This window comes from Streptomyces flavochromogenes (assembly GCF_000717595.1).
GTDB classification, from domain to species: domain Bacteria; phylum Actinomycetota; class Actinomycetes; order Streptomycetales; family Streptomycetaceae; genus Streptomyces; species Streptomyces flavochromogenes.
In genome coordinates this window covers 34,294-48,266 of the sequence record NZ_JNZO01000014.1, presented here as the reverse complement: position 1 = coordinate 48,266, position 13,973 = coordinate 34,294, and the positions used below count along the sequence as shown (strand labels likewise).

The following is a 13,973-nucleotide window of genomic DNA, read 5'->3' as shown; positions in this document are numbered from 1 at the left end:
GTGGCTGTCATGGACCTCGCGCTACGGCAGCCGTCGCTCACGCCGCACCGCGCCGGTCCCTTTCTCGGCCCCGCGCGACAGCTGGAGAGACGATGAGCAAGGCCCCCAGGGCGGACAAGCAGCCGCACCCGGCCGACCGGCACGATCTGATCCGGGTGCACGGCGCCCGGGAGAACAACCTCAAGGACGTCAGCATCGAGATCCCGAAGCGCCGGCTCACGGTGTTCACGGGCGTCTCCGGCTCGGGCAAGAGCTCGCTCGTCTTCGACACGATCGCCGCCGAGTCCCAGCGGCTGATCAACGAGACGTACAGCGCCTTCGTCCAGGGCTTCATGCCGACCCAGGCGCGGCCCGAGGTCGACGTGCTCGACGGCCTGACGACCGCGATCATCGTCGACCAGCAGCGGATGGGCGCCGACCCCCGCTCCACCGTCGGCACCGCCACCGACGCCAACGCGATGCTCCGCATCCTCTTCAGCCGGCTCGGCAAGCCGCACATCGGCCCGCCCAGCGCGTACGCCTTCAACGTCCCCTCGGTGACGGCCAGGGGTGCCATCACGGTCGAGCGCGGCGACAAGAAGACCGTGAAGGCGACCTTCAACCGCACCGGCGGCATGTGCCCGCACTGTGAGGGCCGGGGCACGGTCTCCGACATCGACCTCGGCCAGCTCTACGACGACTCCAAGTCGCTCGACGAGGGCGCGCTCACCATTCCCGGCTACACGCCCGGCGGCTGGAACTACCGCCTCTACAGCGAATCCGGCCTCGTCGACCCGGCCAAGCCGATCCGCAAGTACACGAAGAAGGAGCTCCAGGCCTTCCTCCACCACGAGCCCACCCGCATGAAGATCGCGGGCATCAACATGACCTACGAGGGGCTCATCCCCCGGATCCAGAAGTCCTTCCTGGCGAAGGACAAGGAGGGCATGCAGCCCCACATCCGGGCCTTCGTCGAGCGGGCCGTCACCTTCACCACCTGCCCCGAGTGCGACGGCACCCGACTCGCCGAGGGCGCCAGGTCGTCGAAGATCAAGCGGATCAGCATCGCCGACGCCTGCGCCATGCAGATCAGCGACCTCGCCACGTGGGTCCGCGGCCTGAAGGAGCCCTCGGTCGCGCCGCTGCTCACCGCGCTCCAGCTGACCCTGGACTCCTTCGTGGAGATCGGTCTCGGCTATCTCTCCCTCGACCGGCCCGCCGGCACGCTGTCCGGCGGTGAGGCGCAGCGCGTCAAGATGATCCGCCACCTCGGCTCCTCGCTCACCGACGTCACGTACGTCTTCGACGAGCCCACCGTCGGCCTGCACCCCCACGACATCCAGCGGATGAACGAACTCCTCCTGCAGCTGCGGGACAAGGGCAACACCGTGCTCGTCGTGGAGCACAAGCCGGAGACCATCGTGATCGCCGACCACGTCGTCGACCTCGGCCCCGGCGCCGGTACGGCGGGCGGCACCGTCTGTTTCGAGGGCACCGTGGACGGGCTGCGGACCGGCGGCACCGTCACCGGCCGGCACCTCGACGACCGGGCCTCCGTCAAGGACACCGTGCGGGAGCCCACCGGCAGCCTGGAGATCCGCGGCGCGGCGACCCACAACCTGCGGGACGTCGACGTCGACATCCCGCTCGGGGTCCTGGCCGTCGTCACCGGCGTCGCCGGCTCCGGCAAGAGCTCGCTGGTGCACGGCTCGATTCCCGCGAGCGACGACGTCGTGTCCATCGACCAGAGCCCCATCCGCGGTTCGCGCCGCAGCAACCCGGCGACGTACACCGGACTGCTCGACCCGATCCGCAAGGCCTTCGCCAAGGCCAACGGGGTGAAGCCCGCGCTGTTCAGCGCCAACTCCGAGGGCGCCTGCCCCACCTGCAACGGCGCGGGCGTCATCTACACCGACCTCGGCATCATGGCCGGCGTCTCCTCGACCTGCGAGGACTGCGAGGGCAAGCGGTTCCAGGCCTCGGTGCTCGAATACCTCCTCGGCGGCCGTGACATCAGCGAGGTGCTCGCGATGTCCGTGACCGAGGCCGTGGAGTTCTTCGGTGCGGGCGAGGCGAGCACCCCGGCCGCGCAGCGCATCCTCGCGCGCCTCGCGGACGTCGGTCTCGGCTACCTCAGCCTCGGCCAGCCGCTCACCACCCTGTCCGGCGGCGAACGGCAGCGGCTCAAGCTGGCCACGAACATGGGCGAGAAGGGCGGTGTCTACATCCTCGACGAGCCGACCACCGGTCTGCACCTCGCCGACGTCGAGCAGCTGCTCGGCCTGCTCGACCGGCTCGTGGACTCCGGCAAGTCGGTGATCGTCGTCGAGCACCACCAGGCGGTCATGGCCCACGCCGACTGGATCATCGACCTCGGTCCCGGCGCCGGTCACGACGGCGGCAAGATCGTCTTCGAGGGCACGCCCGCCGAGCTGGTGGCCGCGCGCTCGACGCTCACGGGCGAGCACCTGGCGGCGTACGTGGGGGCCTGACGACGATACCGACATCGGCCCGGCGGCTCGTGTTCTCAGGCCGCCGGGCCTACGCGCGGGAACAGGGCGCGCGGTGCGTCCACGCAGGTGTCCCGGGAGGTGGGGCCGCCGAAGCGCAGCCGGTCGTACGCCGTGAACGCCGGCTCCAGGGCGTCGAGCTCGTCCACGCGCGCGTGGAGCGCGGCACGCCACTCCGGGGAAGGGCAGGTCCGGTCCGTCGCTCCGGCCGGGGTTCCGTCCGCCGTTCCGGGTGAGATGGCGACCCCCGTATCGCGCGAGACGGCGACCCCCGTATCGGCCGTCGCCATGGCCAGCGCCCCGGTGATCTCCGCCGTCAGCTTCTCCTTGCGCCGTATGTGCGTCGGCGTCACCGTGTGCAGACAGACGTACCGGCCGCTCAGGTACGCCTCCCATTCCGCCTCACCCCGCGCCCGGTCCTCCCAGTGCGCGGTGAACCAGGCGTGCAGCCGCTCGGATCCGCCCGCGGCCTCGGCGAGGCGGAACAGGTCGCGCGGCACCATCTCCGCGCCGTCGGAGCGCAGATAGCCCGGCAGCGGAAGGAGCCGCCCGAGCATCAGCCGCCGGGCCGCGTCGGAGTCCCGCCCGAGCGAGGCGCACAGGGCCTCCAGGGGGACGAACTGCGCGGTGACGTACGCGTCGTCGGCCGCGGTCATCGGATGGTCGCCGTTCACCTCGCGGAACCGCTCGGCGATCCGCTGCACCAGCGTCCGGTCCGCCATCACATCACTCCCTCGGGAAAGCCGCCCGAGCGTGCCCCGGACGGCGTCCCCGCAGGCTAGAAGCGGGACCGTGCGGCACCCACCGAACCGTCGCCGACAGGGCCGGACCGGGCCCGGCCCCACCGGCCGGTCCTGACCGACCTGGTTCGACGGGCCGGTCCTGACCGACCCGGTTCGACGGGCCGGTCCTGACCGACCTGGTTCGACGGGCCGGTCCTGACCGACCTGGTTCGACCGGACAGGCCTGACCGACCCGGGTCCCGACGGCCGGGTCCGACCGACCCGGCTCGACCGACCCGGTCCGGCGTGCCCTTTGTCTGGCGCACTTTTCGCTCGGCGCACCGTTGCGTCAGCCCGCCCGGTGGGCCGTCCTGCGCCGCCAGCCCCACAGCGCGAGCGCCGCCGCGCAGGCCGATCCCACCAGGGCCAGCGGAAGGCCGGCCGACGCGCCCGAGGGCTCCTCCCCGTGCGCGGGGTCCTTGGCGGGCGCGGCAGCGGCAGCGGCCTCGGCCCCCGCTCGGGGGGCCCGACCGTCCGCCCTCGCGTCGCGGCCCTCACGGGCCACCGCCACCGCACGGTTGCCCGAACCTGCCGCCGTCGTCGTCGTCCGTACGGGGAGCAGCGAGCCCACCGGCTGGACCAGGTCCGCCGCCTCGAAGCCCCAGTCCAGGAGTTCGCGCGCCTCCTCGTACACGGCGAGTCCGCCGCCGCTCTGCGGGTTCATCACCGTGACGACCAGCGTCCGGTCACCGCGCCGGGCCGCCGAGATCAGCGTGTTGCCCGCGTTGCTCGTGTAGCCGTTCTTGATCCCGATGAGCCCCGGGTAGCGGCCCACGCCGTTCGCGCCCGTCAGGAGCCGGTTGGTGTTGGCGATGCCGTACGACCATGAGCCCGCCGGGAAGTCGGCGTACGCCGTCGAGCAGTACCGGGTGAACGCCGGGTCCTGGAGCCCGGCCCTGCCGAACACGGCCAGGTCGTACGCGGAGGACACCTGCCCCGGTGCGTCGTATCCGTCGGGGGACACCACCTGCGTGTCCAGGGCGCCCAGTGACCTGGCCTTCTCCTGCATCTGCCGGGACATCGACTCCCAGCCGCCGTTCATCGCGGCCAGGACGTGCACCGCGTCGTTCCCGGAGCTGAGGAACACGCCGTTCCACAGGTCGGAGACCTTGTACGTGTACCCCTCCTTCACTCCGACCAGGCTGCTGCCGTCCCCGATTCCGGTCAGCTCGGAATCGGCCACGGTGTGCTGCTCGGAGGGTTCGTGGTGGGGGAGCGCGGTCAGGGCGAACAGCGCCTTGAGGGTGCTGGCCGGCGGCAGCTTCCGGTGGGCGTTGCGTGCGGCGAGCACCTCGCCCGAGGACGCGTCCGCGACCACCCACGACAGCGCGGATACCGAGGGCACGTCGGGCGCGCCCGACAGCGGCTGCACCTGGGTGCCCTTCCGGTCGAGCCGGGCCCGGTCGAGGTACCGGCGCGCGGGCGGCGTGGGCTCCCGGAGGAAGGTCCGAAGGGACCCGGAAGAAGTGGTGACGGTCGCGGTCGAAGGGACTGCCGCGGTGGAGGTGACAGTCGCGGTCGAGGTGACAGGAGATGCCGTGGCCGACGGAGCGGGCAGCGCGAGCAGCACCGCCGCGGTACCGGCGGCAGCATGACGGACAGCTGACGTGACGATCATTCAGTCACCGTAGGAAGGAGGTGCGGAACGCGCAGATCGGAGTGCGCCGACCGGCGTAGCGGGTGTGGCGTACGGCGGCGAGTCGTGAGCCCGCCCGGGTGGTGACGCCCTCCCCGGCCCGCTGTCGGTGGCGCAGGGCATCCTTGTGACGTGCCCTCACACCCGTACCAGAGCAACGGCGTTCCGGCCGAGAGCGCCGGAGCGCCTCCCGCCGAACCGGTCTCCCGGTCCGTTCCCGGCCCCGCCAGATCCTCGGCGACCACCGGCGGCGGTCCCTTCGGCGCGCCCGCCTTCCGCGCCGAGCGGCAGCCGCGTCAGGCCGCCGCCGGGCACATGATCGTCTGCGGGGACGACGCCCTCGCCCACCGTCTCGCGGGCGAGCTGCACGAGGTGTACGGGGAGCAGGTGACCCTCCTCGTGCCGGTACGGCCCGACGCGCCGCGCACGCCCAGCGCCCGCACCGGCCGGGCGCTGGCCCTCTTCGGACGCGTCACGGCCGCCGTCATCCGCACCACGGGCACCGCTCCTGCGGGCGCTCCCGGCACCTCCGCCCCGGCGGCCCCGACGGCCTCCGGCGCGGACGGCGGTGAACCCGCCGGCACCCTGCGCGTCGTCGAGTCCGCCGAGGCCGACGACCGGGCCTTGACGGACGCCGGCGTGGAGAGGGCCGCCGCACTCGCCCTCGTCCACGAGGACGACGAGACCAACATCCGGGCCGCACTCACCGCCCGCCGCCTCAACCCCCGGCTGCGTCTCGTCATCCGGCTCTACAACCGCAAGCTCGGCCAGCACCTCGAAACGCTCCTCGACCAGGCCGCCGCCGTCGCCGAACCGGGCCTCGACCCCGGGAAGCTCGACGCCGCCACCACCGTCCTCTCGGACGTCGACACCGCCGCCCCCGGCCTCGCCGCGGCCGCGGTCGCGGGCACCAGCAAGGTGGTCCAGGCCGGCGGACTGCTCCTGCACGCCGTGGAGCGGCTGCCCGCCGCCGGAGAGGCCCCCGACCCGGGCCTGTGCACCCTGGCCCTGCTCTCCGCCACGGCAGGCGACCCGGCGGGCTGCGAGGGCTCCGAGCGGAGCGGCGACGCGGGTCCCCGACTCCTTCCGGACGACCGCACGGTGGCCGCCGCCACCGGCCGCGCCGCCGTCACCCTCGAAGCGGTCACCGCGGCAGGCCCCGCCCTGGCGTCCGCCCGGCTCGCCGCCTCCGCGCTGCCCGTCGCCTCGCTCTTCTCACGCCGGCTGCGCTGGTCCCTGGCCGGGGCGGCCGCCGCCGTCCTCGCACTCGCCCTGGCCTCCACCTTCACCACCGGCGACCACCCGCTGCACGCCGCCTATCTGACGCTGCTCGACATCTTCGCCATCGGCGACCCGGCCGTGGGGGAATCGACCAGCCGTCAGGTCCTCCAGATCCTCGCCGGGTTCGTCGGGCTGCTCCTCCTGCCGGTGATCGTCGCCGCCCTCATCGAAGGCCTCGGCACCTTCCGTACGGCGACCACCCTGCGTCGGCCGCCGCGCGGACTCTCCGGGCACGTCGTCCTCCTCGGCCTCGGCAAGGTCGGCACCCGTGTCCTCGCGCGGCTCCGCCGGCTGAACATCCCCGTGGTCTGCGTCGAGTCCGACCCGGAGGCTCGCGGCGTCGCCGTCGCGCGACGGCTGCGCGTCCCCACCGTCATCGGTGACGTCACGGAGGAGGGCGTCCTGGAGGCCGCCCGCATCGACCGCGCCCACGCCCTGCTCGCCCTGACCAGCGTCGACATCACCAACCTCGAAGCGGCGCTCTCCGCCCGCGCCGTCAGCCCCGACCTGAGGGTCGTCCTGCGCCTGTACGACGACGACTTCGCCACGGCCGTCTTCCGTACGCTCCGTACGGCCCACCCGGCGGCCCTCACCCGCAGCCGCAGCGTCTCCCACCTGGCCGCACCCGCCTTCGCGGGAGCCATGCTGGGCCGTCAGGTGCTCGGCGCCGTACCGGTCGAGCGCCGGGTCCTGCTCTTCGCCGCCGTGGACGTCGCGGCCCACCCGCTCCTGGACGGCCTGACCGTGGCCGAGGCCTTCCAACCGGGCAAGTGGCGCGTCATCGCCATGGACGGCGCAGGCACCGGGCCGGGTACGGGCCAGGCCTGGCGCCTGGACCCCGACCGCGTCCTGAAGCCGGACGACCGGGTCGTCGTGGCGGCAACCCGCCGAGGCCTGGCCGAACTCCTGGGCCGCGGCGGCCACGCGCCGCTCAACCCCCCACGAGCGGAGCACGATTGACCGTAGGCTCGGCCCACGGGCACCGGCCCTGACCGCTCGTCCCGTGGGCCTGCCCGCGGCCGCACGCGTCCCTCTCGCGTGGGCGATCGTCCCTCCCCCGGACTCCGTCCGGGGACCCCCGGGTCGGGAAGGGTGGGCACGCGGGGTCGGGACGGGTGGGCACACGGGACGGCGCCCTGGCGTGCGCCCACGACCCTCGCCCCGCACCCGTGAGACCCGCACCGCCCTGGTTCCGCACCACAAGGACCCGCACCGGGTCCCACCGCCCTGGTCCCGCCCGCAAGGATCCGCAGACAGGAGCTGCCGAAGTGAACGCACTGCCCGCACCCACCCCCCGCCCCCCCCACCGCCTGGACCCCGCCGGCGGCTGCCCCCACGCGCACAACGCCCGCCTCCTCGCCGAAGGCGCCGTCACCCCGGTGGTGCTCCCCGGCGAGATCGAGGGCATGGCGGTCCTCGGCCACGACGCCCTCCGGGACTTCCTCTCCCACCCCGACGTCGCCAAGGGCCCCCAGCACTTCACCGCACTCGCCGAGGGACGCATACCCGACGGCTGGCCCCTGCGGACCTTCGCCACCGTGCCCGGCATGATCACCGCGGACGGCGCGGACCACCGCCGCCTCCGCACCCTGGTGAGCAGCGCCTTCACCAACCGCCGGGTGGAGGAACTCCGCCCGCGCGTCGAGGCGGTCACCGCCGGGCTCCTCGACGGGCTCGCCGAGGCGGCCAGGACCGGCGACGGCGTCGCCGACCTGCGCCGCCACTACGCGCTTCCGCTGCCGCTCGGCGTCATCTGCGAACTGCTCGGCGTCGACGCCGAGCACCAAGACCGGCTGCACCGTCTCTCCAGCCTGGTGGTCGCGACCGACACCACGCCCGCACAGGCCGTCGCGGCCAACCGCGAACTCGTCGAACTCCTCGCCGCCATCGCCGCCGACAAGGCCGCCGCCCCCGGCGACGACCTCACGAGCGCGCTCATCGCCGCCCGGGACGAGGACGGCGACCGGCTCGACCAGGCCGAGTTGATCGGCACCCTTCTTCTGCTGATCGTCGCGGGCCACGAGACCACCCTGAACCTGCTCACCAACGCGGTCCGGGCGCTCTGCACCCACCGCGACCAGCTCGCCCTGGTCGTCGAGGGCCGAGCGACCTGGGCGGACGTGGTGGAGGAGACCCTCCGCTGGGACAGCCCGGTCAGCTACTTCCCGTTCCGCTATCCGACCCGCGACCTCACGGTCGACGGCATCCTTGTCCCGCGGGGCACACCGGTTCTGGCCGGGTACTCGGCTGCGGGCCGGGACACCAAGGCCCACGGCCCGGACGCCGACCGCTTCGACCTGACCCGCACGGCGACCGTGAAGCACCTGTCGCTCGGCCACGGCCCCCACTACTGCCTGGGGGCCCCGCTCGCCCGGATGGAGGCCACGATCGCCCTGGAGGCGCTCTTCACCCGCTTCCCGGAGCTGGACCTGGCCGTCCCGGAGTCAGAGCTGCCCCGCCACGCCGGTTTCGTCGGCAACAGCGTCAGGACGCTTCCGGTCAGGCCCGGCGGCTGACGGTCCCCGAACCGTGCGGGGGCGGGGCGGGCCGGCTCCTCCGGACCCGGCCCGCCCCCTCACCCGGCTCCTCCGGACCCGGCCGGCCCCCTCACCCGGCCCGTCCCCAGACGGTCGCGGGGGAGGTGCGGAGGGACGAGACGAGCCGCAGCAGCCGCGCCTCGTTGCCCACGAGGCCCGCGGCGCGGAGCGCCTCGTCCGCCTCGGCCATCGGATGGGTGAGCATCACCCCCGCGTACGGGGCGAGCTGTGGATCGGTCAGCACGGCCTGGGTGGATTCGAGCAACCGCAGGTACGCCTGGGCGGCCGCGCGCTCGCTTGCGGTGATCGTGGTCGTGGTCATGTCGGGCTCCCTCTCGACAGTTCGGCGCTCACCACCCTCTCGTACGGGTCTGACAATCGCCCTCAGCCCCGCCCGTCGAGCCGCTCCACCAGCCGTTCCAGGAAGACCCGCTGACCCTCCACGAGCAGCGGCGCGGCCGCCTCGGGGACGAACCAGCCCGCCCGGTCGATCTCCGGGAACTCCCCCTGGACGCCGGAGCGCGGCGGCCATTCCATCGTGAAGGTGCCCGGCACGATCGCGCCCGCGTCGAGTGTCCCTTCGACGGCCCAGACGGTGACGAGCTTTCCGTTGCGCTGCCGGTTCTCGCCGAGGTCCAGCCACTCGCCCTCGGGCGCCGGAAGCCCCAGCTCCTCCAGGAACTCGCGGCTCGCCGCAGCCTCCGGGGCCTCGTCCGGCTCGTACTCCCCCTTGGGGATCGACCAGGCCGACTGCTCGCGGGACGCCCAGAAGGGCCCGCCCATATGACCGATGAGTACTTCGACGCCGCCGTCCGTCGTACGGCGGAAGACGAGAAGACCCGCACTGCGTTTGTCAGACATGCGGGCCAGTCTGGCCGAAGGGCCCCCGTCGCCGCAGCCGCGCACACGGGTCGCCGCTGCCGCGCACACCGGGCCCTCGCGCCCCGCGCGTACGGCTCGTCGCCCACGCCCCCGCCGCGTGCGTCACTCCTCGGCGCCGACCACCACCGGACCGCCCCCGAGATCCACCCCGTCCGCCCACCGCGCCGGCAACCGCACCGTCCGCCACGGGACGAGCGAGCCGCTCAGCCGCATCCGCCGCAGCGGGGCACCGTCCTGGGTGACGGTCAGGACCGGCCGGACGAGCCCGCGCTCCGGCCGTACGAGCAGAGGCGCGGCCACCGGGCCGAACAGACCGGGCGTCACCCACCGCAGCGGCCCCGCCGATCCCGTGTGTACGGCCGGCGGTACTCCCACCGGCACCGCACCCTCCGGCCAGGGGTCTCCTTCCAGCAGGTCGATCACGGCCGCCGCCACCGCGCGCCCCTCGGCGGCGGCCACCACCGCCGGCTCCACGCCGCGCAGGAGGTTGCCGACCGCGAAGACCCCGGGTGCGGTGGTGCGGAAGGCGCCGTCCGTCGCGGGGCCCCGCGTGCCGGGCGTGAGCGGCAGGCCGCAGGCGCGGGCCAGTTCGTGGTCCGGGATCCAGTCCCCGGTGAAGACCGCGGTGTCGCACCGCAGCGTGTGCCGCGTCGCACCGTCCGCCCCGCTCCGGACCGTGACCCCGGTCAGCCGCCCGCGGCCCAGAAGCTCCGACACGACCGCGCCGGTGAGCACCGGGACGGCCCCGAACGCCGCCCTTCCCGCCGGGTGTTCGCAGACGACGGCCGCCACCTCGACCCCGGCGGCGCGCAGCGTTCGCACGGCGCTGCGGGCGACGGGATCGCCGCCGACGACCACCGCCCGCCGCCCGATGCGCTCCGGCCGCGCACCGAACCGGATGACCAGCCGCTGGAGCTCGCCCGTGGTCAGGACCCCGTCGGGCCGCGACCCCGGGACGAGCCGTGCGCTGCGAGGGCGTTCGCGGGCACCGGTGGCCAGGACGATCGCGCGGGCCCGGATGCGTTCGAGCCCGGTCGGCGCGGTGACGTCGAGCGTGAGGGGCCCCGCCCAGCCGGTGGCGGACACGCCCGTACGGACGGTGGCCCCGGCGCGCAGTGCCGCGCGCACCGAGCGGCGCGCGTAGCCCGGACCGTCCAGGGGGCGGCCCCGGGCGTCCGCGCCGAATCCCGCACGGGCGCAGTGCCGGGGGACCCCGCCGGCGGCCTGCTCCCGCTCCAGGACCTCGACGTGGCCCGCACCCGCTGCGGCGAGGCGCGCGGCCGCCGCGAGTCCGGCGGGTCCGGCGCCCACCACGAGCACGTCGACCGTGCGGTTCACCGGGCCCCTCCTCGTACCCCTGCGACCATGCCCGTACGGTTCACCGGTTCCCCTCCCGGCGCTCCGCGTGCTCCTCGAACAACGCCCGTACCTCGGCGCCGCAGTGGTTCCCCTGGCAGCGGCCGCCACGCGCGCGCGTGCGGCGGCGCAGTCCGTCGAGGCCGCCCGGCGGGATCGTCGAGGTGAGCGCGGCCCGGATCTCGCCCCGGGTGACCCGCTCGCAGTGGCAGACGATCGCACCGAAGTCCGGGTCCCTGGCGATGAGCCGGGCGTCCCGGAACGGGCGGGGAAAGGCCTCGCCGAGGTTCGGCATCTGGAGCCTGGCGAGGGGCCGCTCGGGCCCGAGGCCGAGCCCGCAGTCGGCGAGCAGCCCGCGGACGTGCTCGGCGATGGCCAAGGAGGCGGTGAGCCCGGTGGACCGGATCCCGCCCACGGTCACATAGCGGAGAGCCGGGTGCGCGGCGATCCGGTAGTCCTCCTGCCCGGTGGCGGCCCGCAGCCCGGCGTAGACGGCGGTGACCTCCTCGTCGAGCAGCGCCGGGAGGATCCGGCCGCCCTGCTCGCGGAGTCCGGCGAGTCCCTCCGCCGTGGTGCCGGTGGCGGTCTTGTCGTCCAGGTCCTCGGCGGTGGGCCCGAGCATGACGTTCCCGTACACCGTCGGCGCGATCAGCACGCCCTTGCCGAGCGGGCCCGGCACGGGGAGCAGGATGTGCCGCACCAGGTCGCGCGCGAACTTGTCGAAGACGAGCAGCTGCCCGCGGCGCGGGGTGACGGTGAAGTCCTCGCGGCCGACCAGCGCGTCGAAGGCGTCGGCGTGGAGACCGCAGGCGTTGACGAGATGCCGGGTCCGCAGCACCCCGCGCCGGGTGACGAGCCGGTGGTACGGATCCCCCGGGCGGACCTTCTCCACCCGGCAGTCGAGGTGCAGGTCGACGCCCGAGCGGACGGCCTGGGTGGCGTACGCGAGGGTGGTCGTCCACGGGCAGACGACCGACTCGCCCGGCACTTCGAGCGCGGTGAGCGCACCGGAACCCAAGTGTGGTTCGCGCGCACGGAGTTCGGAGGCGGTGAGCAGCCGGGTGGTGTGGTGTCCGTTGCGCTCGGCCTTCTCCGCGAGGCGGGGGAGGGCGGCCCGCTGCTGCTCGTCCCAGGCGACGAGCAGGGCGCCGGTCGGCTCCACGGGGATGCCGGTCTCCTGGGCGTACGCGGAGAGCATGCGGTATCCCTCGCGGACGAGCCTCGCCTCCAGCGTGCCCGGCAGAGCGTCGAAGCCGGTGTGCAGGATGGCGGTGTTGGCCTTCGACGTGCCGTCGCCGACGTCGTTCGCGGCCTCCACGAGGGCGACCCGCAGGGGGTGGCGGGCCAGCGTCCGGGCGATCGCGGAGCCGACGACCCCCGCGCCGACGACCACGACGTCGTACGTCGCCTCGGAGCCGGCGGGCAGGGGACCTGTACGGGTGACGCTCATGAGGAGCCGGAGCCCTCGCGCGTCGGGACCCCGGAGCCCGACCCCGCCCGCTCGACCAGCGCCGCCACCTCGCCCCGGAACCGCGCGAGGCGCGTGTCCGCCTCGTCGCCCGAGATCCGGGGTTCGTACACGGCCGAGGGCTTCCACTCCGGTACGGCCTCGCGGAGGGTGAGAGTCCGGTCGTGTCCGAGCCGGGCCACCGCGCCGACACCGAGCGCTGTCGCGTCCGGCAGCGACGAGACCTCGACCGGCAGTTGGAGGAGGTCCGCCTGCGTCTGCATGAGCAGCGCGGACCGGGTGAGGCCGCCGTCGGCGCGCAGCGAGGTCAGCGGTGCGCCCCGGTCCGACGCGACGGCCGAGGCGAGGTCCACGACCTGCGCGGCGATGCCCTCGCACAGGGCGCGGACCAGATGGCCCGGCGTGGTGTCCAGGCCGAGCCCGGTGAGCGAGCCGCGCACGTCGCCCCGCCACCAGGGCGCGGCGAGTCCCGCGAGCGCGGGCACGAAGGTGACGCCGCCGGAGTTCGGGACCCCTCCGCCGACCGGGTCGATCTCGGCCGCCCCGCCGATGACGCCGAGGTCGGTGAGCCACCGCACGGCGGAGGCCACGGTGTACACCTGGCCGTCCAGACAGTGGGCGACCTGTCCGCCGAGCCGCCAGGCGACACAGCTGACCAGCCCCGAGGACGCGCGCCGGGGTGCGGGGCCGGTCTGCGCGAGGAGGAAGGCGCCGGTGCCGTACGTGCACTTGGCAGCGGCCGGGTCGTCGGCGCTCTGGGTGAGCAGCGCCGCCTGCTGGTCGACCAGCAGGCCGGTGAGCGGCAGCGTCGGGCCGAAGGCGGTGGTGGTGCCGACGGGCGCGTCGCAGTCCACGACCCGGGGGAGACGTTCGCCGCCGAGGCCGTACAGGTCGAGGGCGGTCTGAGACCAGGCGACGCTGTCGAGGTCGAGCAGTCCGGTCCGTCCCGCGGTCGCCGCGTCGGTGACGAAGGCGCCGGTCAGCCGGTGGACGAGCCAGGCGTCGCTGGTGGTCACGACGCCTGCGCCGGTGGCGTGGCGGCGGATCCAGGCCATCTTGGGGGCGGCGAAGTAGGGGTCGAGGGGGAGGCCCGTCAGATGCCGCAACTGCTCTGCGTGCGAATCGAGTTCGGAGCAGACGGAGGCCGCTCGGCGGTCCTGCCAGACCAGGGCGTCGGTGAGCGGCTCGCCGGTGGCGGGGTCCCACGCGAGGACGGTCTCGCCCTGATTGGCGAGACCCACGGCGACGACCGTCGTACCGGCCTCGGCGAGCGCCGCGCGGCCCGCGGTGACCACGGAGTCGTACAGCTCACGCGGGTCGACCTCGACGAGGCCGCCCGGCAGGTACCGGGGCCGTACGGGAGCCGTACCGGTGCCGACGACTCCGCGCTCGGGGCAGACGACGAGGGCCTTGGTGCCCGAGGTGCCCTGGTCGACGGCGAGTACCGGGCCGCCCGTCATCGCGCTGCTCCTGTCCCTGGACTTTCAGTGATCATCCGATCACCGAAAAGGGTCAGGGTGCCGTCGTCGCGGCGCTCCGTCA

General features: G+C 74.3%; 10 protein-coding genes. 3 read left to right on the top strand and 7 right to left on the bottom strand.

The features are described 5' to 3' along the window. Nucleotides 1–92 precede the first annotated feature (92 nt). Nucleotides 93–2,471: an ATP-binding cassette domain-containing protein gene (locus IF00_RS0118255; RefSeq protein ID WP_030319330.1), complete on the top strand. Its 2,379-nt coding sequence runs from the start codon at nucleotides 93–95 to the stop codon at nucleotides 2,469–2,471. 35 nt (nucleotides 2,472–2,506) lie between these two features. On the opposite strand, the gene IF00_RS0118250 is transcribed toward IF00_RS0118255, so the two are convergent. Continuing rightward, a complete protein-coding gene (locus IF00_RS0118250; protein WP_030319328.1) occupies nucleotides 2,507–3,211 on the bottom strand; it encodes a DUF6058 family natural product biosynthesis protein in 705 nt (234 codons plus the stop codon). Between the two features lie 349 nt (nucleotides 3,212–3,560). Next, nucleotides 3,561–4,889, bottom strand: a complete 1,329-nt coding sequence (locus tag IF00_RS0118245; protein WP_030319327.1) for a D-alanyl-D-alanine carboxypeptidase family protein — start codon at nucleotides 4,887–4,889, stop codon at nucleotides 3,561–3,563. Between the two features lie 333 nt (nucleotides 4,890–5,222). Here IF00_RS0118245 and IF00_RS0118240 point away from each other — a divergent pair, with 333 nt between their 5' ends. Both IF00_RS0118240 and IF00_RS0118235 read left to right on the top strand, forming a co-directional pair. Further along, nucleotides 5,223–7,148: an NAD-binding protein gene (locus IF00_RS0118240; RefSeq protein ID WP_051820469.1), complete on the top strand. Its 1,926-nt coding sequence runs from the start codon at nucleotides 5,223–5,225 to the stop codon at nucleotides 7,146–7,148. A gap of 308 nt (nucleotides 7,149–7,456) precedes the next feature. Then, the gene (locus IF00_RS0118235) at nucleotides 7,457–8,704 is read left to right on the top strand and encodes a cytochrome P450 family protein (protein ID WP_030319321.1); all 1,248 of its coding nucleotides are present in this window, start codon (nucleotides 7,457–7,459) and stop codon (nucleotides 8,702–8,704) included. A 91-nt stretch (nucleotides 8,705–8,795) separates the two neighbouring features. Here the strand turns inward: IF00_RS0118235 and IF00_RS0118230 are convergent, their stop codons facing one another. From IF00_RS0118230 to IF00_RS0118210, 5 genes are all read right to left on the bottom strand, one after another. Continuing rightward, nucleotides 8,796–9,047: a hypothetical protein gene (locus tag IF00_RS0118230; protein WP_030319319.1), complete on the bottom strand. Its 252-nt coding sequence runs from the start codon at nucleotides 9,045–9,047 to the stop codon at nucleotides 8,796–8,798. A gap of 62 nt (nucleotides 9,048–9,109) precedes the next feature. Next, the gene (locus tag IF00_RS0118225) at nucleotides 9,110–9,586 is read right to left on the bottom strand and encodes an NUDIX hydrolase (RefSeq protein WP_030319317.1); all 477 of its coding nucleotides are present in this window, start codon (nucleotides 9,584–9,586) and stop codon (nucleotides 9,110–9,112) included. Between the two features lie 123 nt (nucleotides 9,587–9,709). After that, nucleotides 9,710–10,945 carry an FAD-dependent oxidoreductase gene (locus tag IF00_RS0118220; RefSeq protein ID WP_030319316.1) on the bottom strand — a complete coding sequence of 412 codons (1,236 nt, stop codon included), beginning with the start codon at nucleotides 10,943–10,945 and terminating at the stop codon, nucleotides 9,710–9,712. Nucleotides 10,946–10,985: 40 nt separating this feature from the next. Further along, nucleotides 10,986–12,413, bottom strand: a complete 1,428-nt coding sequence (locus tag IF00_RS0118215) for an FAD-dependent oxidoreductase (RefSeq protein WP_030319315.1) — start codon at nucleotides 12,411–12,413, stop codon at nucleotides 10,986–10,988. Beyond that, entirely contained in the window at nucleotides 12,410–13,891 is a 1,482-nt protein-coding gene (locus tag IF00_RS0118210) for an FGGY family carbohydrate kinase (protein ID WP_051820391.1), read from the bottom strand. The genes IF00_RS0118215 and IF00_RS0118210 overlap by 4 nt, the downstream gene beginning before the upstream one ends. Nucleotides 13,892–13,973 lie beyond the last annotated feature (82 nt).

What these genes read in the sequence shown, in the direction of transcription:
- IF00_RS0118225 (WP_030319317.1), bottom strand. Translation starts at nt 9,586, where the DNA reads ATGTCTGACAAACGCAGTGCGGGTCTTCTCGTCTTCCGCCGTACGACG.
- IF00_RS0118240 (WP_051820469.1), top strand. Translation starts at nt 5,223, where the DNA reads ATGATCGTCTGCGGGGACGACGCCCTCGCCCACCGTCTCGCGGGCGAG.
- IF00_RS0118245 (WP_030319327.1), bottom strand. Translation starts at nt 4,889, where the DNA reads ATGATCGTCACGTCAGCTGTCCGTCATGCTGCCGCCGGTACCGCGGCG.
- IF00_RS0118215 (WP_030319315.1), bottom strand. Translation starts at nt 12,413, where the DNA reads ATGAGCGTCACCCGTACAGGTCCCCTGCCCGCCGGCTCCGAGGCGACG.
- IF00_RS0118210 (WP_051820391.1), bottom strand. Translation starts at nt 13,891, where the DNA reads ATGACGGGCGGCCCGGTACTCGCCGTCGACCAGGGCACCTCGGGCACC.
- IF00_RS0118230 (WP_030319319.1), bottom strand. Translation starts at nt 9,047, where the DNA reads ATGACCACGACCACGATCACCGCAAGCGAGCGCGCGGCCGCCCAGGCG.
- IF00_RS0118255 (WP_030319330.1), top strand. Translation starts at nt 93, where the DNA reads ATGAGCAAGGCCCCCAGGGCGGACAAGCAGCCGCACCCGGCCGACCGG.
- IF00_RS0118250 (WP_030319328.1), bottom strand. Translation starts at nt 3,211, where the DNA reads ATGGCGGACCGGACGCTGGTGCAGCGGATCGCCGAGCGGTTCCGCGAG.